The 19,930-nt window shown below is 58.8% G+C and carries 19 protein-coding genes and 2 pseudogenes; 10 read left to right on the forward strand and 11 right to left on the reverse strand.

What is annotated here, in order from left to right:
* The 6 genes and pseudogenes from NKJ23_RS32955 to NKJ23_RS32980 form a co-directional block, all read right to left on the reverse strand.
* Positions 1–454 (reverse strand): SDR family NAD(P)-dependent oxidoreductase (locus NKJ23_RS32955; RefSeq protein ID WP_352496825.1); only part of this gene is annotated, 454 nt, incomplete at its 3' end.
* 35 nt (positions 455–489) lie between these two features.
* A pseudogene (locus NKJ23_RS32960) lies at positions 490–1,379 on the reverse strand (amidohydrolase family protein).
* 63 nt (positions 1,380–1,442) lie between these two features.
* A complete protein-coding gene (locus tag NKJ23_RS32965; protein ID WP_352496781.1) occupies positions 1,443–2,405 on the reverse strand; it encodes a substrate-binding domain-containing protein in 963 nt (320 codons plus the stop codon).
* A gap of 22 nt (positions 2,406–2,427) precedes the next feature.
* Positions 2,428–3,432, reverse strand: coding sequence for an ABC transporter permease (locus tag NKJ23_RS32970; RefSeq protein WP_352496780.1), 1,005 nt, complete (start codon positions 3,430–3,432; stop codon positions 2,428–2,430).
* Positions 3,429–4,190, reverse strand: coding sequence for an ATP-binding cassette domain-containing protein (locus NKJ23_RS32975; protein ID WP_352496779.1), 762 nt, complete (start codon positions 4,188–4,190; stop codon positions 3,429–3,431). Before NKJ23_RS32975 ends, NKJ23_RS32970 begins: the two co-directional genes overlap by 4 nt.
* Positions 4,088–4,954, reverse strand: a complete 867-nt coding sequence (locus tag NKJ23_RS32980; protein ID WP_352496778.1) for an ATP-binding cassette domain-containing protein — start codon at positions 4,952–4,954, stop codon at positions 4,088–4,090. The genes NKJ23_RS32975 and NKJ23_RS32980 overlap by 103 nt, the downstream gene beginning before the upstream one ends.
* Positions 4,955–5,081: 127 nt before the next feature.
* Between NKJ23_RS32980 and NKJ23_RS32985 the strand changes: the two genes are divergently transcribed.
* Positions 5,082–6,053, forward strand: coding sequence for a LysR substrate-binding domain-containing protein (locus NKJ23_RS32985; RefSeq protein ID WP_352684899.1), 972 nt, complete (start codon positions 5,082–5,084; stop codon positions 6,051–6,053).
* A gap of 285 nt (positions 6,054–6,338) precedes the next feature.
* Here the strand turns inward: NKJ23_RS32985 and NKJ23_RS32990 are convergent, their stop codons facing one another.
* The 3 genes from NKJ23_RS32990 to NKJ23_RS33000 form a co-directional block, all read right to left on the reverse strand.
* The gene (locus NKJ23_RS32990) at positions 6,339–6,689 is read right to left on the reverse strand and encodes a hypothetical protein (protein ID WP_352496681.1); all 351 of its coding nucleotides are present in this window, start codon (positions 6,687–6,689) and stop codon (positions 6,339–6,341) included.
* A gap of 757 nt (positions 6,690–7,446) precedes the next feature.
* Positions 7,447–7,671, reverse strand: coding sequence for a hypothetical protein (locus NKJ23_RS32995; protein WP_023722452.1), 225 nt, complete (start codon positions 7,669–7,671; stop codon positions 7,447–7,449).
* 176 nt (positions 7,672–7,847) lie between these two features.
* Positions 7,848–8,567: a winged helix-turn-helix domain-containing protein gene (locus NKJ23_RS33000; RefSeq protein ID WP_352451776.1), complete on the reverse strand. Its 720-nt coding sequence runs from the start codon at positions 8,565–8,567 to the stop codon at positions 7,848–7,850.
* Between the two features lie 569 nt (positions 8,568–9,136).
* Here NKJ23_RS33000 and NKJ23_RS33005 point away from each other — a divergent pair.
* The 8 genes from NKJ23_RS33005 to NKJ23_RS33040 all read left to right on the forward strand — a co-directional run bounded on the left by NKJ23_RS33005 (position 9,137) and on the right by NKJ23_RS33040 (position 17,231).
* Positions 9,137–10,516, forward strand: a complete 1,380-nt coding sequence (locus NKJ23_RS33005) for an alpha,alpha-trehalose-phosphate synthase (UDP-forming) (protein ID WP_352496682.1) — start codon at positions 9,137–9,139, stop codon at positions 10,514–10,516.
* Between the two features lie 235 nt (positions 10,517–10,751).
* Positions 10,752–11,684 (forward strand): LysR family transcriptional regulator, encoded by a 933-nt coding sequence (locus NKJ23_RS33010; RefSeq protein WP_352496690.1) that lies wholly within the window; start codon positions 10,752–10,754, stop codon positions 11,682–11,684.
* A gap of 290 nt (positions 11,685–11,974) precedes the next feature.
* A complete protein-coding gene (locus NKJ23_RS33015) occupies positions 11,975–12,670 on the forward strand; it encodes a helix-turn-helix domain-containing protein (RefSeq protein WP_352496683.1) in 696 nt (231 codons plus the stop codon).
* Positions 12,671–12,809: 139 nt separating this feature from the next.
* Positions 12,810–13,685 (forward strand): Evf family palmitoylated virulence factor, encoded by an 876-nt coding sequence (locus tag NKJ23_RS33020; protein WP_352496684.1) that lies wholly within the window; start codon positions 12,810–12,812, stop codon positions 13,683–13,685.
* 175 nt (positions 13,686–13,860) lie between these two features.
* Positions 13,861–14,499, forward strand: a complete 639-nt coding sequence (locus NKJ23_RS33025) for a glutamate acetyltransferase (RefSeq protein ID WP_352496685.1) — start codon at positions 13,861–13,863, stop codon at positions 14,497–14,499.
* A gap of 136 nt (positions 14,500–14,635) precedes the next feature.
* Positions 14,636–15,343, forward strand: a complete 708-nt coding sequence (locus NKJ23_RS33030) for a DUF1906 domain-containing protein (protein ID WP_352496686.1) — start codon at positions 14,636–14,638, stop codon at positions 15,341–15,343.
* A 259-nt stretch (positions 15,344–15,602) separates the two neighbouring features.
* Positions 15,603–15,908 carry a recombinase family protein gene (locus NKJ23_RS33035; protein ID WP_352496687.1) on the forward strand — a complete coding sequence of 102 codons (306 nt, stop codon included), beginning with the start codon at positions 15,603–15,605 and terminating at the stop codon, positions 15,906–15,908.
* Positions 15,909–16,067: 159 nt separating this feature from the next.
* The gene (locus tag NKJ23_RS33040) at positions 16,068–17,231 is read left to right on the forward strand and encodes a hypothetical protein (RefSeq protein ID WP_352496688.1); all 1,164 of its coding nucleotides are present in this window, start codon (positions 16,068–16,070) and stop codon (positions 17,229–17,231) included.
* A 1,015-nt stretch (positions 17,232–18,246) separates the two neighbouring features.
* Here NKJ23_RS33040 and NKJ23_RS33050 read toward each other — a convergent pair.
* Together NKJ23_RS33050 and NKJ23_RS33055 are read right to left on the reverse strand one after the other, a co-directional pair.
* Positions 18,247–18,675 (reverse strand): annotated as a pseudogene (locus tag NKJ23_RS33050) (type II toxin-antitoxin system VapC family toxin).
* The gene (locus tag NKJ23_RS33055) at positions 18,675–18,920 is read right to left on the reverse strand and encodes a type II toxin-antitoxin system VapB family antitoxin (RefSeq protein ID WP_352496689.1); all 246 of its coding nucleotides are present in this window, start codon (positions 18,918–18,920) and stop codon (positions 18,675–18,677) included. Before NKJ23_RS33055 ends, NKJ23_RS33050 begins: the two are co-directional and overlap by 1 nt.
* Positions 18,921–19,493: 573 nt before the next feature.
* On the opposite strand from NKJ23_RS33055, the gene NKJ23_RS33060 reads away from it, so the two are divergent.
* Positions 19,494–19,901 carry a hypothetical protein gene (locus NKJ23_RS33060; RefSeq protein ID WP_352684905.1) on the forward strand — a complete coding sequence of 136 codons (408 nt, stop codon included), beginning with the start codon at positions 19,494–19,496 and terminating at the stop codon, positions 19,899–19,901.
* Positions 19,902–19,930: the final 29 nt, after the last annotated feature.

Here is a 19,930-nt window from a genome sequence, read left to right on the forward strand (position 1 = left end):
CACCGAAGATGCCGCCGCCGCGCTGGGCCGAAACTGACGACATGCAGATGATCGAGCCGCCGCCATTTTCGCGCATGTTCGGGATAAATGCCTGGCTGAGATAGAGCACGCCGCGCAGGTTGACATCGAGGATGCGGTCCCAGTCAGCCGGGCCGATATCCAGTGTCTTTACGGGCTGCGTGATCCCGGCAATGTTGCACAGCACGTCGACCTTGCCGAAGGCTACGGTCACTTCTCCAGCAGCCTTCGTGCAGGCATCGTGGTCCGCGACGTTACAGGCGAGGCCAATGTGCTCGGGCCCAAGTGACTCGGCGGCGTCACGGGCCTGCTGCTCGTCAAGATCAAGAATAGCAATGCGCGCCCCTTGCTCCGCCATCAGCGTTGCCGTGGAACGGCCAATTCCCCGGGGGCCCGCGGCCCCCGAAATCACCACGGCCTTGCCCTTCAGCAACATGTCGAACTCTCCTGCTATTTCTGTTTGCCGGTGATCTAAAGTCGGTAGAACCGGGCGGCGTTGTCATGGAACAGCGCGAGCCGCTCCTCGTGCGGGTGGGCGATCGTAATTTCCTTGAAGGCGTTCAAAATGGCGTCGAAGCTCGAGAACAGCTTGTCGACGGGGAAGTTCGTCGCGAACATCGAGCGGCCGACGCCGAAGGCTGCGATCGCCTCCTCGACATAAGGACGGATCGAGAACGTGGTCCAAGTCCAGTCGCCCATGCCGAGGCCCGAGATCCAGGCGACGTTCGGCGCTTGCGCTAACTGGTGCATGCCTTTTTTCCAGGCGCCAAAATGCTCGGCGCCGTCGACCTGCATGCCGGTGTGATTGAGAATGATCTGCACGTCGGGAAAGTCGCGCGCCAGTTCGAGCAACTCGCTCATCTGCGGATAGTAGAGCTGCGGGTCGAAGCTCAGCCCGCGCTTCGCCAGCTCCCGGAAGCCGCGCCGCCATTCGGGTGTCCGGCTCACCTCCGGCCGCGCCTGATATGTCTTAGCGGCGTCGGGATGGTAGTTCATCGACTGCCGAATGCCGCGGAAGTTCGGATATTCCATGTGGCGGTCGAGGAGCTCGCCAACATCGGGTCTAGACAGGTCGGCATAGCCGACGATGCCATGCGGAAACCCCGCTTGTCGGCGATCTCCTGCAGCCAGCGCGTCTCCCCAACCGGATCGCTGGGATCGAACCCCACATCCAGGTGCACCGATTTTACGAGGTTCTGGTTCTTGCCGTCCTCAAGATAGTCCTCGAGAAGGTAACTTTTTCGGATCGCCTCGTAGTCACCGAAGGCTGACGGCTTAACCCCGTCGGTCAGCCACGGATAAAAATTGGTCTCCAGATCCCACAAATGATGGTGCGGATCGATGAACGGCAGCTCGGCCACGGTCGGGATTCCTTGCTTGAGGTCTGGACCGCCGGCCAAGCCGGCGGGTCCATTGGGTGGCGGTCAGTTGCTCGGGGGAAAGACGCGGGCGATGACCTTCTTGGCCTCGGGACTATCAACCTTGTCGGCCGTAACAAGAGGCATGACCAAGGCCAGATCCTGGGTCACCGCCGCGCCCGTCAGTGCGTTGTAGACCTGTTGAGTTCCGTCGATGCCTTGGCCTACTGCCTCCTGGAAGAAGATGCCCTGGAGCGCTCCCTTCTTGAGCAGCGCGATCGTGGTCGGCGAGCCGTCGGCCACGGTGATGCCGATCTTGCCGGTGAGGCCCCGGGTCTCGACCACCTTGGCGGCGCCGGTGCCGGCTTCGTCATACATGCCGTAGATGGCCTTGATGTCGGGATTGGCGGTCAAGAGGTCGTTTGCCTGGGTGACGGCCTCGTTGATCGTCAGACCCCGCGTTTCCAGCATCTGGACGAGGTCGCAGCCGTCGGCGGCAAACGCCTCCTTGGCGCCCTTGAGGTATTTCTGTGCATTCTCCCGGTCCTGCGGCAGCGACAGCATGCCAACCTTGTTGCCGCCACGCTCCTTGGCAAGCTCGCAGGTGAATTTCCCCTGCGCCTTGCCGGTCTCATAGTTGTTCGCGGTGACCGAGGACGTATAGTTGGTGAGGCCCGGTTGCGGCCCGATGCCGGCAAAGGCGATCGGCACTTTCTGCTTCGCCAGATAGTCGAGCAGCGGCGGTGTCGAGGTCGAGCTGACGGGGCCGATCACGATGGCCGCGACGCCTTTGGTCACGGCGGTCCGCGCATTGTCCATCTGCTTGGCGGGTGAGTTTTCCGAAGTGTACTCGACATAATCCATGCCGAGTTCCTTGGCCTTCTCCTTCACGCCGTACCCGACCCATTGCCAGTAGGAGATGTCCAGCGACGGGGCGATGTAAGCGACGGTCTTTTTGTCCTGCGCGTATGATGCGCTGGACAAGGCGGCCGCCGCCAATGCTGCAAGTAGTATGGTCTTCAACTTCATCTTGGTTCCTCCCGTTGATGATCTAGAGTCGGTTCTTGCTGCTGAAGCGGTCGATCAGAACCGCGAGCAGGATCGCGGCGCCGGTGACGGAGCCTTGCCAGAAGCTGTTCACGCCAATGAGGTTCACGCCGTTCTGGATGCAGGTGATCATCAGAGCGCCCAGCATGGCGCCGATCGCGCTCCCAGTTCCGCCAAATAGGCTGGCCCCTCCAATGACGACGGCGGCGATTGCCTGCAGCATCAGGCTGGCGCCGGCAGTGGCTTCGGCGTTAAGGATGTAGCTTACGGTCAACAGCCCGGCGAAAGAGGCGAGCAGGCCCGAAGCGACATAGGCAGCAAACTTGATGCGCAGAACCGGAATGCCGAGCAGCCGGGCAGCAATTGCCGACGAGCCGACGGCAAAGAACCAGCGTCCGAGCACGACCTTGCGCAGGACGTATTCCAGCGCGATCATCAATATGATGCAGAACAGAAGATGGTTGGGGACGCCCGGGATAATCTCGCCCGAATTCAGGAGCCAGAAATCCGGCGCGCCGATCGGCATCGAACGACCATTCGTGACGATGAAGGCCAGACTGCCCGCCACCGCGTAGGTGATGAGCGTGACGACGAAAGGCGCGAGCCCAACGACCGTGACCAGAAGACCATTGATCGAGCCGAAGACAAGGCCGACGGCCAGGCCGGCAGCACTGGCGGTCAGTCCGTCGGCGCCACTGGCCATCGCCAGCGCGGTCACCATACCGGTCAAGGAAAAGACTGAACCGACCGAAAGATCGATGCCGCCGGTGACCACGACCAGCAAAACACCGAGTGACATGATGATGAGGGGCGCGGCGGCCTGGATGATGTTTTGCAAATTGCCCATGCTGAGTGCAGCGGGCACGAACATGCCGACGGCCAGCAGCAGGACGACGATTGCGGCGGCAATCGCTTCTTCCGTTCGGTAGCACAAAAGAACTGCTGGGACGCGCGAGTTGGTGGTCCGGAGTTTGTCGGTGGTCGTGGTGCCGTTGCTCGCGTCGGTCATGCCGCCATCCCCGTCAGTTCGGCGAGCCCGTCTTCGGTGTAGTGCTCTTCAGGCAGGAATCCCTTCGGTTGCCCATCAGTGTCAAAGGCGAAAATGGCGTCGCAAAGCTCGAGCAGTTCGACGTTCTCGGTCGACCACCAGATGATGATCGCGCCAGCGTCGGCCATCTCCCGGATCAAACCGTAAATGTCATGCTTGGTGCCGATGTCGACGCCACGCGTCGGCTCTTCCAGCACCACCATCCGGGGCGGCAGCCCAAGCCAGCGTGCGACGAGAAGCTTCTGCTGGTTGCCGCCGGACAACGAGGCCGGCAGGTCCCAGATCGAGCTGGCTTTCAACTTCAGCGCTGAAACGAGATCGTGACATTCCTGCCGCTCGGCTGCGGCCACGATCCGCCGTCTTTCGCGAACCCTGCGTGCTGCAAGCACGTTATCGACGATGGGCAGCTGCGAAAGGATCCCCTTGGTTGCGCGGTCGCCCGAAACAAAGCCGATACCGGCCCGCGCCGCTGCCGCTGGAGACGAGAAGCGGTCCGCAAAACCCTCGCCGGAAAGGCGCCAGCCAGCCCCGCGTCCGGCGCCCACCAGGGGAGCAATGAGGCCGGTCGGGCCTGCGGGCGCGCCGGCCAGTCCCAGGATGGTGCCGGACGAAATCGCTATCCTGACGTCGCCGGGGCCGAGGAGTTCGACTGGTATGCCCTGTCGGAGGTGTTTTTGCGGGTTGCGGTGCCTTGCTGGACGCTGCGCGTGTTGGCCCATCTGCTGGATGATGTCCGCGTCGCTGAGCGAGGCCAGGGGCGTGGCATTCGTGATCGTAACGCCGTCCCGCAAGATAGTGCAGACATCGCATAGCGCGCGGATTTCGCGCATACGGTGAGAAACAAAGACGATACCGCTTCTCGCACCAGCCGCTTTAGCACCGAGAAGAGTTTGACCGTCTCGGCGGCTGTCAGGTTCGCGGTAGGCTCATCGAGAAGCAGCACTTCCGCTCCAGTCGAAAGTGCGCGGGCGATCTCGACGATCTGGCCTTCGTGGAGGGACAATTTGCGTGCCGGCCGATCGATGATCTCTTCGCCGATCGCGGGGTCGATCAGGCGGAGCGCACCAAGCGCGATTTCCCGCATGCAGCGACGGCTGATCTGCGAGCAGCCCGCCTTTGCATGGACGATGCCGATGTTTTCCGCGACCGACAGCTCGGGCAATAGCGCCAGCTCCTGATGCACCACCGCGATGATCGGCCTGGTGTGGCCGGCCTTCGACGAGGCGAAGCTAATATCGCCGGCATCGCGTGAGATCAGCCCGGTGATGATGCGGATCAGGGTGCTTTTGCCGGCGCCGTTGCCGCCCAGGAGCGCGTGGATTTCGCCAGGCCGGACCTGAAAACTCACGCCCCGAAGGACCCGTGTTGCGCCGTAGTTCTTCTTAACATTGGAAGCCTCGATCAGGGGCTTCCTGGTCGATGCCTGTCCAACTGCCGGCACATTGCCGGCACTACCCAAGCTTTGGGCTGCACCCGGTTCCATTCTGTATCTCCTCCCGAGACCATAGGATGATGCGACCGATTGACATTCGGCTCAATTCTCGTTTCTTAACATTCTGTGTAGCTGAGCTTAACTGACGAGGACGAGGTCAGACATCAAGTTCAATTCGATGACGCATTTCGAGGCAGTCGCGCGGCTCGGCGGCGTGGCAAAGGCCGCGCAGGAATTGCAGGTGACACCTTCGGCGGTTAGCCAGCAGCTGCGGCTGCTCGAACACCAACTCGGGGTGCGGCTTTTTCAGCGCGAAAAGCGCCATCTCTCGCTCACGATCGACGGTGAGCGGCTCTTCCAGACCACGACCCAGGCTTTCGAATCCATACGCGAGGTGCGTAATGCCATTGTGCGGCAGCGCGAAAGCTTCCAGCTTAGCCTGCGCGTCAGTCCTTCCTTCGGCGAGAAATGGCTGGCGCCGCGGTTGGCCGAGTTCAGCAAGGGCTATCCGAGCTGGAATTTGCGCGTCGACGCCACGCCCAATTTCTCGGATTTCGAAACGGAGGTCATCGATCTCGATCTTCGTTATGGCGACGGCGGCTGGGCCGGCCTTTATTCGGATTGCGTCGTCAACGATCTGATCCTGCCGATGTGCTCGCCTTCCTATCTTGCCGGACTGCGCGCGATCTCACCGGATCCGCGCGAGCAGCTTCGCCATGCGCGGTTGATCGACAGTGTGAAGGCCTATTTCCGGTGGGATTATTGGCTGCCGCGCAACGGTATCCAGGGCGCCCGCATGGCGTATCCTTACCGTTTCGACCGTTCGTCAATGTCGATTCAACTGGCGAAGGACGGTGCAGGTGTGGTCCTGGAAAGCACATCCATCGCATTCGAGGACCTGGTGTCGGGTTCTCTGGTTCCGGTCTCGATAGAGTTCGAGGTCATCGAGTTTCCGGGATACTGGCTGGTCTGTCCTTCGCGGCATATGAACCGGCGCGCGGTTCGCCTGTTTTCGGACTGGGTGTCACGCGTGGGTAAGCGCGACACCGATCTGGCTCGCCGGTTTCTGGCGGAAAAGCAACTGCGCATATCGTTCGAACGACGGCCTCATTTCGGGGCACGGGATGACAAAGCGGCGCCAATGGCGTGAACAGTTCGGCGTTCAAGACATGGCAAGACGAAGATTGACAGCACGTTGCGGTTGAGGAGCTGGCAAAACGCAGGCTGTGTGCAAGCGAAGGCGGGTTGGCCGCGCTTTTCCAGCGACCTTCCTCTTTTCCAACCCGACAACGACTGACTTACCTGTTTTCTGACGCAGCCGGAGACGGAGGCACTCAGTTCATACAGCCGTAAATTACCGGCGTCATCGTCCGTGCAACGCTACAGGGAATGCTCGACAGCATTGTAATGCCATTCCGCCGACGCGGCCATGGCTTCAATGAACGCGAGTTTGACGGTAGCGACTAAGCAACCGAACCGTGGCGCCAATGACCTTCTGAGCTTCCTCCCATTTCGGAAGATCTCGTTCCCCAACACGCGTGGCGATCGCGGCCAGTATCCAACCTACGCAGCTGATGTCTTCGGCAGCCTTCAGTTTCTCATGCTGCAGGATGCAAGCTTCAATGCCCGGTCGGGGCGGAGACCCGGGCGTAGTACGCTCAGCGATTAGCTGCAGACCGGCGTCGTAGGCGGCGCAAATTTTAATTCTATTGCCCCTTTCCGATTTCATCACCACATTCGCCCAAAGGGCCAACTCAGTTAAAAGATCGGTTACTTCATCTCTCATTAAAAACTGCCGCTGTTTTCTTCATGAAACGAAATTCCACGATCCAGATAGCGCGTGGCCCGGACAATGAGCGAGGTATTTTCGGGGTTTGTTGTTATCGAGCGAACCACTCCTTCTAAGCTTGCCGAGAATGTTAGTCAAAACGCTCAGTTTGCTCGGCAGGATCGCCGTCTAGACACAGCGGGCAAACATACGCATGCGGTTTCGTCACCACCAAGACCACCGATGGCTTGTGGCAGCGATCACAGGCAAAATCCCGGTGTGCAGTAGGCCAAACGTCATTTTCTATCTTTAGAGCACGCAGCCCCATCGTTTGGCAGCCGTCATCTTGCTGCCAGCCGGCGGAGGGCGCTGGGCTGGCACAGTGGTCTCGGGTTTAATGCGGAGGTATGGGAAAGAGAGGCTCTCCCGGCTCACTGCGCCAGCAATGGTATCGGCACTCACAGGGGCGTCCCAGGTTGATTGGTGGCCCGTAGCGAGAGGACTCGATCGGGCGAGTTTGGCTGATTACTCGCATTCTGACCGCCGAATTCAAGAATAGTGTTGCCCTTGAGATAACTCTTCGCGCTTGAGTTGCACGTATGCAACAGCCACTACCGACCTGCGAGGAGCGGAAAATTCCGAAACCTTGTCGGCGCCGCGAGAGGCCCCTTATTTGAAATCGCGTCTTGGCTTGCGACCTGGATGCCTCGCGCGAATATGCCGGTCTGATGGTACAGGCGAAGGCGACTGGTAAAGCGATCGGCAAGGCCGAAGGTTACGTCGCCGCCACAGCCGCTGCTCGCGAGTTCTTGTTCGTGGGCACGATCGGCATCGGGCGGGCCAGACCAAGATCGGCATGGCCAATCTCGCCTACAATCTCACCCGCCCGTATGGCACCAGGGGCGAACTGCGCCCGCATGACGACGAAGGCGGCGCAAACCGCCACCGCGATGCCAAAATCGGCAATCTCAACAACCAACTCCGAAGCGATCGCCGTCATCAGTCCACGCAGAAATCAGCGCGGCCCTACCGGTCCGCGAAACGCCGGTAGTACGAGGTGCCCAGGTGGCTGGAGGCCATTCCTATGAAGGCAAAGCCTGACCCTATTCGTGATATTCTGAAGCGCCTGCAGTGGTGCTGGGTCACGTTCGCTTCCCGCGCGATCTTGGCCGTCCATCAACCACGGCGCGTCCTTAGTTCCTCAATATTCACGACACTGTCGAAAATATACCCCGCGCCGCGCTCGGTGCGGATATACTGCGGGCGCGGCGCCTTATCCTGCCCCAACTTACGGCGAAGGCGGACGATAAGAACATCGATGCTGCGGTAGTAGACCTCCTGATCATAGACACGGGTCGCCATCAGAAGCTGCTCACGTGAAAGGACCCGACCTGGGTTCTTGAGAAAGGCCATCAGGAGGTTGAACTCGCCGGCGGTGAGCTTGACGTCAGGATCCGTTCCCCGGCGCAAGCTCCGACGCTTGGTGCTAACTCGCCAGTCATCGAAACGGTAGATGGTGTTTCGGTCACGCTCCGGCCGCTGGCGCATAGCGGCGCGCACGCGGGCGCGGAACTCCGTAAGCCCGAAGGGCATAGTAATGTAGTCGCGAGCGCCGGTTTCGAGGCCAATCACCTTGTCGGCCTCATCTACGAAGTCACCGCTGATGATGATGATCGGAAGATCCCTCTTGGCACCAAAATCTCGAACGAACTGCAAACCGTCCTCTCGGCCGTAGCTCAGGTCGACAATTGCTAGATCAATCGCTTCAGAAGCCATATTGCTGGCGGCCTGCTGGCGGTTTTCGACCGCTCTGATGTTAAACTCATGCTTAGACAAGAAGCCCATAAGCGGTTCTCTCGTCAACGCGTCCTGACCGACGATGAGAATGTTCTTCATGGTCACTTCCTATTGACTGCAGCTTGGGCTGCCGGGGACGGTAGTCAAATTAGTGACGCTCAGCAGGTGGGACAATCTTCATCAGGCGTATTGCGGAATAGCGCAGACAAATAGGTCCTATGCGGAGTTCCTGCTGCGCAACAGTGCCCCCAAAGCCTGCTAGTTTTTGATGGATTGTCCGTCCTCTGCGACCACTCGTTCGGCAGACCGGGTTTATCCCCGCTGAGATTCGTATCGCTCCGGTCCTCTGGCACCATCACTGGAGCGCTTTTGCACCCAACTTCCTCTCCCGGCGGCTCCAATTCAGTTCAGCTTTGTTTCAATTTAAATCGCTGAAAAGTTGACATTCGTATGGATTCGTCGAGATTTATTGATCAGACGCAGAACTCGCCTTGATGTTAATTCCACTGTCTACAGGAAACTCCTGATGCCCAACCTTTTATCTAATTCCAATCTCCTTTCTAGACCCATGCTATCCTTTCTTTTGAACTTGCATGTCTTATTGTGCAGATCGCTCAGGGGGCGGAGCTTTCATGAACGGCGGGATGTCCGAGAGCAGGAGAGTGGAGATGAGTAGACTGGTCGTAGTCTCAAACAGGGTTTCGCTGCCCGACGAGCATGGTTCCCCGCCGCCAGGCGGGATGGCGATTGCGCTGAGCGCTGCGCTCCGGCGAAGGCACGGCCTATGGATGGGCTGGTCGGGGAAGGTGAAAGCCGGGGAGGACCCGTCAGGGCCGATCTCACGCCGGGAGGCCGGCGGGATCAATTATGCGCTTACCGATCTCTCGCAGACAGATTTGGACGACTATTACTACGGCTTTGCCAACCGGGTTCTTTGGCCGGTTTTCCACTGCCGAGTCGACCTCGCCGAGTATTCCGAAGCACGAATGTCCGGATATCAGCGCGTCAACCGACTGTTTGCAAAGCTGTTGCAGCCGCTCATCAGCGACGACGACGTCATATGGGTGCACGACTATCACCTGATCCCGCTTGCGAAAGAACTGCGGAACCTCGGCTGCGGCAATAAGATCGGCTTCTTCCTGCACATTCCGTGGCCGGCCGCGGACATCCTCTTCACCGTACCGCACTATGATGATTTGCTACGCGGGCTTTCGTGCTATGACCTCGTCGGCTTTCATACCGATGACGATCTTAGTAACTTCGCCGAATGCTTGCGCCGTCAGGGGTTACCGGACCCCATCACAAACGGTGTGTGCCAAGCCTATGGACGTGTGTTTCGCTGCGGCGTTTTTCCGATCGGCATCGACACGGCCGAGTTCGAACGACTGGCCGAGCAGGCGGCGCGCAGCGAGACTCTGCAGGAGCCCTCTCAGAGGATTCCCGGTTGTAAAGTCGCGATCGGCGTCGACCGCCTCGACTATTCGAAGGGCATCGAGAAGCGCATCGTCGCGTTTGACCGCTTCCTGCGGAGCAACGACCACCGCATCGGCAAGACGCAACTGCTGCAGATCACACCGAAATCCCGCACGGAAATACCGGCATATCTGGCGATGCAAAAGGACGTCGCCGAGCGGGTGGGGCGCGTTGATGGCGAACTCGGAACGATCGATTGGATGCCCGTTCACTACATCAACCGGTCCGTTGGACCCAGCGAGCTCGCCGGTCTATACCGCATGGCACGCGTCGGCCTGGTCACGCCGCTCCGCGACGGCATGAACCTTGTAGCTAAGGAATATGTCGCCGCACAGGACCCACAGAATCCAGGTGTTCTCGTGCTTTCGCGTTTTGCCGGCGCAGCCAGAGAGCTAGGTGGAGCGATCCTCGTCAATCCCTACGATCCGGAAGCGATGGCGAGGGCCATCGAAGAAGCCCTGGACATGCAGTTAGATGAGCGGATCGATCGTTGGCGTGCGATGATCGGCCGGCTCCGCGAATACAACGTCTATCGCTGGTGCGACGACTTTCTGTTAGGCCTGGATCAGCGCTGAGCTTTGCCGCGTTCCTGGGCCTAGCTTCGCCAGCATGAGGCTGACCGCGACCAAGTGAATCAGGCAGCATTTCGGCCTCGCTGAGCGATGCCGAATGTGCTGACGCTTAGCGCGAGCACACCGCTTACTAAGACAAGAGGAGAAGGCCGTGGATGAGCTCGCTTGCAGTCGCGAAACTTCAAAAAAGCGGGCGCAGCCGTTTGTCGCGGAACCTCGCGCCACACGGCAGCGGCAAATGCTGGCGTCGATTGACCTGAACTTGCTGTTTGCTCTCGAAGCGCTGCTGGAACACCGCAACGTCACGCATGCGGCTCGACACGTGGGCTTGAGCCAGCCCTCGATGAGCCGAGCGTTGAGGAGGCTGCGTGGCATTTTCAACGACGATCTTTTGGTTCGCGGCTCCATGGGCCTGGTTCCGACCCCGCAGGCCCAACGCTTGAGCCGAATGCTGCCGCCGGTGCTGGATGCGATCCGCGGGATAGTGAACGGCAGTCTTGCCCAAGCCAATTGGCGATCGAAGGCGATAATGGCGATGCCCGATCATCAAGGACTGGTCCTGCTGCCGCGGCTCCTGCCCCGGCTGCGCCAGCACGCGCCTCATCTGGACGTCGTCATCGATCCGCTTCTCTCCGGCGCGATGCGGCGGCTTGAGCTAGGCGAGATCGATTTGGCTATAGGGCAGATTAGCGCCTCGCCGCCCGGATACTTGAGGCGCAGCCTCTACTCCGACCGGTTTGCCTGCCTGCTGCGCCACGACCATCCAGCCCTGGCGCGGGAATGGACAATCGAGAGCTTCGCGGTCTTGCGCCACGCAGCCATTGCCTTGGACTCCAAAGACGGCTTCGGCCGGGTGCATGACGAACTGGTCAAGTTAGATCTCCAGGGTCGCGATCCGGTGTTGGTTTCCAACATCTTGACGGCCGCGTTGGCGATCGCGGCGACCGATCTGCTGTTGATTGTACCACGCCGCGTCGCGACCAGGATCGCCGCCTTGCTGCCGCTAGCGATTATGGATCCGCCTGTGCAATTGACACCCTATGAAGTCGCGCTGATTTGGCACGAGCGTTCCCATCGCGACCCGGAGCATCGTTGGCTGCGCCACGAGATCGCCGTCGCCGCGGCGGCGGGAACAGAGCAAAATATCCCAACTGGGAAGGCAAGTGACTGATGAGTCGCCTAGGCAAGAAACGTGATCCGAATCCGGGGCTATCGTCAGGATATGACGGAAAAAGTTTATTGCCCTGCTCGCCCGTTGGGAGGGGAAGCTGGCTCTGCTGTGCCAGCGCATTGAAACCGTGCCGGTTTCGACAATTTGAAGCGAGGCAACAGGGCCAGACGAGAAGGTATCATACGCCCAGCCATCTATATACAGGCCAAAAACCGCCTCTCTTCGACCGCCATTCGGCCGCGCCAAGCCTTCCACAGGCCAGCTTCCCATGGTGTCTGTGAGGTGCCTGCATGCTGGCAGCATATCTTGGCTCGGACCCCGAAGCATGCAAGTCCTTGGCACTAATCGCGAGTTCTCTGAGGCAGATCGATATCCTTGATCACCGTTTATTGCGGGCAGGGCGCTCCGCGCAGATCGTCATCGTCGATTGTCGCGAACCGATTCACGACAAGCACGGGCGTGCGAAGCTCTCGCCCGAACCTGTCAAACTGGCTCTGGTTCTGGAAGAGAGCCTGGATCGACAAGCGGTCTTCTCCAACGGGTATTCCGATTACCTGTTGTGGCCGCTCACCGAGCAGGAAGTTCTGCGCAGACTTACCGCCTGCATCGTTCAGTTCGCGCAGCGTTCTACCCCGCCTTTCTTCTCAGCCGATCCGATCGTTCAGAATTCATGCAGTCTGCTGGCGCAGCGGGTCGATCAGCAGATCACCCGCGTCGAATTGGCGCGAATGGTGGGGACCAACAGGACAACGCTCACCACCCGCTTCGAGACATCGTTTGGCTGCGGGCCAATGACTTGGCTACGGCGCTACCGGATGACGGAGGCTGCTGACCGGTTGCGTAACGGGCATGAAAGCATCGGCAAGGTCGCCGAATCCTTCAGCTACGAGAACAGCAACAACTTCTCCACAGCCTTCAAGGCGTTTCATGGCCTCTCGCCACTGCGCTATCGCAAAATGATACGGCGCAGAGAAAAGCCTGCCTAACGCAAAGGTGGGGGCCGGAGCGAATTGGTATAAGGCGACGCGGGCACGCAAAGATCATCTCATCTCCGAGGCGTTTCCGCGCTTTGGGCACCTTAAGCTCTCGCACCAACGCTCATGTCTCACAGCAGGAGGATAAAGCATGTCGAACGCATTTTCAGTGAATGTTCAAGAGCATGAACAGCGCTATTCCAAAGAACACTATGAGGCGGCGTCCGCATTTTTCTACGCCAAGCCCCTTGTTTTGGCCCAGTTAGATGCTGCGCCCCCCAGTGACGACACGATCGCCAACGCTCAAGGGACAGTGCAGTTTCACCTCATCGGCCAAAAAACCGAAGATCCGACGTACAGCGGCACCCTCAATGAGAATCAGGACAATCTACTGGCAATAGGAGGAATTATTAACGACTACATGCATACCCATTATGCGAACATCGATGCACAGAAGCTTGATATCAACACATGGACCGATGTTGTTGGCAACATTCCAGATCTCTCTATGGGCAGGCAAAAACTGAAGAGTTTTTCAAAAAAGGTGGCCGGGACGTCGGTCTCAGCTACTTTCCTCTCGCTGATTGCCAAGGCGATCATTACCGACGGGGCATCGTTGCTGCTGGATTTCCAGTCCTTCCTTACAGAAATGGGGAATCTCACCTTCAGTGCAAACGGCAAGGCGCAGCGATACAAGGCGCTGACATGCACCTACCAGAGCTACCTTCTCGATAATGGGGCAGGCGGATATTACGACTACGGAGCAATCGTTCTGCGGCAGATCGAGTTCAAAGAGCACTTCCTCGAGCTGAAATCCTCTTGTTCGTCGACCCACTACGTCCGCGTCGACATGGACTATGCCGAGGTCACCAATCTCGTTCAGACCCGTCGGATCCGCAAAGGCGGCCCCGATCACGAAAACTTCCAGGAGCTTGTGAATAAGAACTCCACCGACCAGTTCAAGAAGGCCAAGAACTTTTTCAACGGTGGCTCGACGCCGCAACAAGACATCAAGCCGCAGGTCTGATCGTCAGGCCTTTGATCGCGAAAGCAGCGCACCCAACCAATAGCGTGGATTTGGACGAACGTCGCCCGCATCATGGATGCGATAGAGCGGTCCGGTAAGCCCTTGCGAACTACCGATGCTCTGTCGCGCCCCCGGTGCCGGCGAACTCCGGTCCCGCTTCCATAGGGAAGCAGACATGAACCCATTCGCAAAAACAGCTGCGGGCCTTTTCCTGGTGATCGGCCCGCAGAGCAGCCAACCGCTCGAGGCGGAGAGGATTTGCTCTGCCATAGTCCAGAAACTATTCGAAGACCCAACCCGGACTCTGGATTCTCGAACATGGCAGAATGCCGCGCAAATGGTACCGAACCAGGTGGAAACCGCCACGACTTCAAGAACGCTGAACCGCACGATGGACGTGGCGGAATTGCCCAGTGCCTTTGCGTCAATTTGCGCGAATGCCGCCGACGGCAATGAAGCTGGCGTCGGTCTGGCAAAGGCAATCCGTAGCTATCTGAGCAAACACGGCGAACCGACGGCGTTCAATTGCCTCGTCCTAGATCAATCCGACTCCGCGGAAGTCCGTCTATCTTTAACCTGCCTTGCCGTGGTCGAAGTTGGAAGCGCTGACAGTCTCGCCATCACCTCGATATTGCTCTCCGCATCGCTGAACCTGTCAAACAAGCAAACGCAATCCACTATCGCGCAGGTTTTCGGCCGTTTCAGCTCGCCGAGCGACTCACCGTACTACCTGCGCTTGTTCTCCAGCCGGCGGTCCCACAGTCAGAGACGTAGCGACATTCTGCAGCAGACCGAGGGGCAAACAGAGGAATAGCTGATTGCGTCTGCGCCGCGTTGGTGGCTGCGGGAAATGACATCAAAAGGCTGCGCGAAGAAATAGCGTGGGAGGGCGAGGTGACCGTATAAACTGCGCATTTTCCATACAATTTCGGCCTTCGGGGAGACGGACTATGCACGATATTATCGACGTCCCGCAGAACGTCGGCGATTTTGCTGTGTGCTTGGCAGAATCTGGTGTCAATACAGTAATCCGGTACTACAACCATCGGAATAGTACACCATTTCCCTCAAAATGTCTGACAGGGGAGGAACTCGCCGCCCTTCATGGTGCTGGAATATCGGTAGCTGTGGCCTTCGAGCAGCGGGGTGGCTCGGGCGGCAATATCAGAGACTTGCATGGTGCGGCTGGAGAGCGAGACTCCGGTCGTGCGCTTGATCTGGCCGCCGCGTTGGGACAGCCCGAAGGCTCCGGAATCTATTTTGCAGTCGATTGGGACTACCACACACCACAGCATCTTGCACGGATAGCACCCTACTTCAGGAGTGTGCGGAATGCATTGGCTGGCCGTTATCTCGTTGGCGTTTACGGATCGGGCACGGTCGGACACCACATGAAGCGCCAGGGGCTGGTGGACCATATATGGCTCTCTGGCTCGTTGGGATGGTCCGGAACGAGACAAGCGCTCAAGCAGGGGGATTGGTCGCTTTTCCAAAAGTTTATGGAAAAGCGTTCCGAGATCGGGGGCTTCGGATACGATGGAAATGTCGTCAATCCGGCCCTTGAAAACTTTGGTCAATTTGGGCCGGCAGGTACTCTCCCCTCTCGCGACGCGAAGGAACGTCTGCGTTGTTCAAAGTTGCTGCGCGAGGAGCGCTAAATCTTCGCTCCCGGCCGGGCAAGAGCTTTCGCATGGTCGATTCCTCCCGAACGGTACAAGGCACGCCCACGCCTTGTCACGCTGCACCGGAAGCTTCTCCCGCTGCGTCTTCGTCATCGATATCCCGGCATCGTTCATCCCTTCACAAACCGCTTGCCTTACGGCGCCATAATGAAAGAGGATTATGAAAGGCTCCGCACCTGTATTCTCGTGGACACCCTCGGCCTTCCATAAATGACCGTTTGCGAAAGGAAGCTCCATGCTGATCGGCTATGCCCGGGTGAGCAAAGGCGACGAGCAGTCCAAGAAGGCGCAGATCAAGGCGCTCACCGATGCCGGTTGCGAACGGATCTTTGAAGAGGAAGCTTCCGGCGGTCGATGGGAGCGCCCCGAACTGCACCGGATGCTTGATCAATTGAGGGAAGTCGATGTCGCGTGGCACTTATACGCGAGAATGCGGCAGTTCACAGCCTGTGTTCAGCGGGCCTTAGACGAGCTCAAGAGCAGAAACGATAGGAGGCCAAAGGCAGTCGGCGTCCAGTTCGTGTTCCGCGCGACCGCCTGATGTTCGAAGGGGTGAGAGACAAATATCGGCTCATCCTCGATGTCTCGACTTGGACCGAGTACTCGAGACGACGCCCCCATAGAGCCTTGGCATTGATATTCCGCCAGTTGAACTCTTGTTTGCCGACTTTTGTCGGTTTGGATCATCGAGGAGCTCCGCATGGGTAAGATGGTCGTGTTGAAGCCAGTCGTTTGGAACAGCAATGGCTATCTCGGCCCCACCGGCGGAACCACGTCGAGCGGTTATGCCGGAGTTCATGGCTATGGCCACGAGGAATGGAATGGTCGGTCCGATTGGGTCTGGAAGGGCTGGAAAGTTTTTCACACCCAAGGGAAAGGCCGAATGTTCAGTTATGCCGACGAGGGCAACCTCGGCATCATCATGACGACGATGAAGGACGGTCAGTTCTATGCTGTAGGTGCCGCATGCGCCATCTATCAGAATGATGAGAACGATCGAGCGGCAATTGCCAAAGAGCTGGATCTGCGTAGGAACGGCAATGCACTCTGGAAGTTACCCGGGATCAAAAGCCTCAAGAAGAACAAGGCAGCTTTCGACGCCCATTGGGAGGATGCGTACGAATGGGTCCAATGGCGTTGTCCACAATCGCACTTCGTCTGGTTCAGCCCGTCGATTTTAATCATCCCTGACGACATCATACCCTCGAAACCTCCGTCGCCGCCTCGGCAGGCAATTATCAAGATGCATGGGAGTTACCAAGCGGTGAGGCCTGATCAAGCCTTGGCCATTATCGCCGAAAGGCTGCCATCTTCGCATCCAATCTTAGCGTGGCTATCGACGGATGATTTCGACGACGTGCGGGACCGGAGCGTCCGCAATGCGCCTCCACCTAGGGGCAAAGGGAGGAAAAGCGCTGGAACGGCCACCGATCCATACACCCGCTACCTCCAGGAAAATGAATTCCAAATTACGCCCAAGCATCATCACCTGCAGTCGGCTTTCGAGGCGTTTCTCAAAGCGTCCAACGCCACGCAAGTTGTACCCAACATGGAATGGGTCGATGTCCGCTATCACGACGCGCAATTCGGACCGGTGCTGGCAGAGATCAAGCCGACCGACCCGCTGACGATCCGTTTCGCGATACGGGCCGCAATTGGCCAACTGCTCGACTACCATCAGAAGCAAGAGGGCAATCCGCGACTCCTCGTTGTGACCGACTGCAGGCCATCGAATCCGGACGATCTCGCCTTAGCAACGGACAACGGCTTCGGCCTGGCATGGCGAGACGGGAAGAAATTCGAATTCCGATGGCCAGCGCACCAAAATAGGCGCGACAAAAGGGGGTCATTGATCAATCGGTAACCGATCTTAGTAAAACTTAACTCCCAAGGTCTGGGCGACCTGCCCGTAATCTAGCCGGCGGAGGCCATACTGACGAGGAGACGACAGCCGATCGCAAGGAGCGTCGGGACAAGGCGAAGCCCGGCGGCGCCAAGGCGGGACATAAGGGTCACAGCCGCCCTGAGCGAGGATTTCGATCGCCCTGGCTGCCGGGCCAGTCTGTCGAGCGATCTTGCTGCCGAATCCGTCAGCGAACACTATAAGATCGAGCTTCCCGCGATCAGGCCTTCGATTGAACGCCATCGGCGTCTGGCAGTCCGTTGCCTGTCCTGCGACACGCTGGTCGTCGCTTTCGCCAGCTTCGACTGGTTGCCTTTGACGGCGATCACGTACTGGCCGCCGCCCTCCCGCGCATCAGAATGCCTCGCGACCATGCTGTCCTACCTCCACTGCTCGATCCGGCGGATACGCCTGTCATTGGCTGCCGCACGAAGGCGCGGCTTCACGAACCGCTCCTGCGGGGGCGATCGGAGATCTGCCATCGCCGTCCCCCGTGACAAAAAATCGGAGCAAAATGCGTGCCGAATCGGCGTATCGTCTGCGCTGCACCGATTCTCGGTACCGGTGACCCGCCCTCTCTCCCTTTTGGTAGGGCTTCCGACATTCTTGCCCAGCTTCCGACACAAGAAGGTTTGCGGATCAGAATGCTTTCTGACCGGGCGGAGCAGCAATGCCAAATGAAGCAATACGACAATGTGGCTTAGGACGATTTTGCTCAGTGTCGGAGATGGTTCTGAGTCTTTCGGGCGGAGGTTTCTCGAATGACCAAAGGAAAGGAATTGCCCGATCGCCAAACGGATGTAGCGCCTGGTTCTCGGCTGCGCCGTTCTGCCAGTTTGGCCTCTCACGATGACGTTGAGAGGGGCCATGCCGAGACGGAGCAAGCGAGACGAACGACAGCGAAAGCCGCGCAACAACGCTAAGGTCATCGCGCTTCGCCCTGACCTGCCGGGTGAGGGCACCGATCTCAGCGAACTCAAGCCAGATCCGTTTGCGAAAAGTCGTTGCCTTGGGAGAGCAACGGGGAGCCGGTGGGCCTTCGCACATGCATAGGCGAAGCAGTCCCCGAAATTGAGATCGGCCTTGTGCCCCACAGCCTTGCCGTATTTCATGCTGGCTTCGATCGCGCGATTGCCGATATCGCCGGATATCATGATTTCCTTGCCAGCGACCTCGGCTATGAACGCGTCGACGGTGTCGCGAGCTTGCGCCAACATGTCGGGCGGGGCTTGGCGTTCTTCTTGATGGCTTCAGCCGCTGCTCGCGCGAGACCTTGAACTGCCTCGAAGCGGACGAGTGGGGAGACGTACAGCGGCCTGGTCGCGGCCGCGAGCCGCTTTTCCAGTTCTTCCGCGCCAGGCTCCTCATTGAGGATGGCGACGATCACCGACGCGTCGACGAACATCAGTCGTCGCCCCACATTTCGTCAGTGAATTCCTTCATGTCGAAATCAGGATTGGCCGGCCCGATCCGCCGTGCCATTTCCTTGACCTTAGCCAGTCTCTCGCGCAGCGGGACGCTGCTGCGGTTGCGCTCGATCTCGTGGCGCAAGGCGGTTCTGACGGCCTCAGTCTTGCTACGCGCCTCTGTGATCTGCTGCAGCTCGACGGCCAAAGCATCAACGTCGGGATCGCGAATGAAGAGCGGCATTTGTATATCCTCTGAATGATATTCATATATCATGCAAAAGATATACTCGCCACCAAATTCGCAATCTGCCGGTTCGACTGGCAGGAAGAATGTGACTCGCGAAAATCGTGCAGGGATCATTCCTTGACTCGCTCCTCATTTGGTCGGCCATGAGTCGCGCTCGGGCTTCGCAATGCGCACGCACCTGCCGAGCGTCGTCCTGACGCAACGCCTTAATCCATCCTCGCCCGCGCATAAGTCTTCCTGCCAGCACCCACCCGAAAAGCCATGCGGATTTATCCACCGAGACGCTAATTTCCGGCAAGCCGAAACTCTTGTGGAAAAGAAGCGCGGCGCTCGCGAGGACGAATGAAGCGATATTACAAGGTCGTTCGTCCTATTGGCCATCTTGGGCTGTGATGTTATGCGCAATCTGTTTGAGGAGCGCTCCAACGGCTTGGGCATGCCGCGGACAAGCGAAGTAGCGCCGGCCAAGAGCGCAGTTGCGATGTAGGCATCGGGAGGGCGATTGGTGCGTGGATAGTCAGCCCTGGCCTATTGTCGATTGTGCCAGCCGGCGCGCATTTTGCAGCCATGGTGGCGCAGCATGTTGAGTTGGCGTTGTTTGAGCAGGCACTCGGCAATATCGAAGGCCTGCATCGGCCGTTCTGTGATCGTGTGGCTGACGCTGCGGAGAAAACCGCAGGGTCGGTTCTGTTCGATGTTCGTGTCGACGGCGATATCTGCGTTCAGCGGATGGCCGCGATTGGATATGGCGTCACCGGCACAGCAATAATCGTGATGGACAAGTACGGACAACTTAGATGCGCATCGGTAAACGGGGACACCGCCCTTTTGGTGGCAGAATTGGCTGCCTGGGATGCGTCGCCGCTGCGTGAGCAAGCGAGGGTTGACCACCGCGGAACGGCCATCATCCTGCTAGCCAAGCTTCGGAGCTCTGGTCACTTCGCCCGTTCTAGCCGGCTGAGCGCCGCTTCCTAGCTTGCGGGCTAAGCAGATGGCGCGGCGGC

Origin of the sequence: Mesorhizobium sp. M0184, from assembly GCF_040322215.1 — a bacterium.
In the GTDB taxonomy this organism is placed as follows: Bacteria; Pseudomonadota; Alphaproteobacteria; order Rhizobiales; family Rhizobiaceae; genus Mesorhizobium.

What these genes read in the sequence shown, in the direction of transcription:
- NKJ23_RS32965 (WP_352496781.1), bottom strand. Translation starts at nt 2,405, where the DNA reads ATGAAGTTGAAGACCATACTACTTGCAGCATTGGCGGCGGCCGCCTTG.
- NKJ23_RS32970 (WP_352496780.1), bottom strand. Translation starts at nt 3,432, where the DNA reads ATGACCGACGCGAGCAACGGCACCACGACCACCGACAAACTCCGGACC.
- NKJ23_RS32975 (WP_352496779.1), bottom strand. Translation starts at nt 4,190, where the DNA reads ATGGGCCAACACGCGCAGCGTCCAGCAAGGCACCGCAACCCGCAAAAA.
- NKJ23_RS32980 (WP_352496778.1), bottom strand. Translation starts at nt 4,954, where the DNA reads ATGGAACCGGGTGCAGCCCAAAGCTTGGGTAGTGCCGGCAATGTGCCG.
- NKJ23_RS32985 (WP_352684899.1), top strand. Translation starts at nt 5,082, where the DNA reads ATGACGCATTTCGAGGCAGTCGCGCGGCTCGGCGGCGTGGCAAAGGCC.
- NKJ23_RS32990 (WP_352496681.1), bottom strand. Translation starts at nt 6,689, where the DNA reads ATGAGAGATGAAGTAACCGATCTTTTAACTGAGTTGGCCCTTTGGGCG.
- NKJ23_RS32995 (WP_023722452.1), bottom strand. Translation starts at nt 7,671, where the DNA reads ATGACGGCGATCGCTTCGGAGTTGGTTGTTGAGATTGCCGATTTTGGC.
- NKJ23_RS33000 (WP_352451776.1), bottom strand. Translation starts at nt 8,567, where the DNA reads ATGAAGAACATTCTCATCGTCGGTCAGGACGCGTTGACGAGAGAACCG.
- NKJ23_RS33005 (WP_352496682.1), top strand. Translation starts at nt 9,137, where the DNA reads ATGAGTAGACTGGTCGTAGTCTCAAACAGGGTTTCGCTGCCCGACGAG.
- NKJ23_RS33010 (WP_352496690.1), top strand. Translation starts at nt 10,752, where the DNA reads ATGCTGGCGTCGATTGACCTGAACTTGCTGTTTGCTCTCGAAGCGCTG.
- NKJ23_RS33015 (WP_352496683.1), top strand. Translation starts at nt 11,975, where the DNA reads ATGCTGGCAGCATATCTTGGCTCGGACCCCGAAGCATGCAAGTCCTTG.
- NKJ23_RS33020 (WP_352496684.1), top strand. Translation starts at nt 12,810, where the DNA reads ATGTCGAACGCATTTTCAGTGAATGTTCAAGAGCATGAACAGCGCTAT.
- NKJ23_RS33025 (WP_352496685.1), top strand. Translation starts at nt 13,861, where the DNA reads ATGAACCCATTCGCAAAAACAGCTGCGGGCCTTTTCCTGGTGATCGGC.
- NKJ23_RS33030 (WP_352496686.1), top strand. Translation starts at nt 14,636, where the DNA reads ATGCACGATATTATCGACGTCCCGCAGAACGTCGGCGATTTTGCTGTG.
- NKJ23_RS33035 (WP_352496687.1), top strand. Translation starts at nt 15,603, where the DNA reads ATGCTGATCGGCTATGCCCGGGTGAGCAAAGGCGACGAGCAGTCCAAG.
- NKJ23_RS33040 (WP_352496688.1), top strand. Translation starts at nt 16,068, where the DNA reads ATGGGTAAGATGGTCGTGTTGAAGCCAGTCGTTTGGAACAGCAATGGC.
- NKJ23_RS33055 (WP_352496689.1), bottom strand. Translation starts at nt 18,920, where the DNA reads ATGCCGCTCTTCATTCGCGATCCCGACGTTGATGCTTTGGCCGTCGAG.
- NKJ23_RS33060 (WP_352684905.1), top strand. Translation starts at nt 19,494, where the DNA reads ATGGTGGCGCAGCATGTTGAGTTGGCGTTGTTTGAGCAGGCACTCGGC.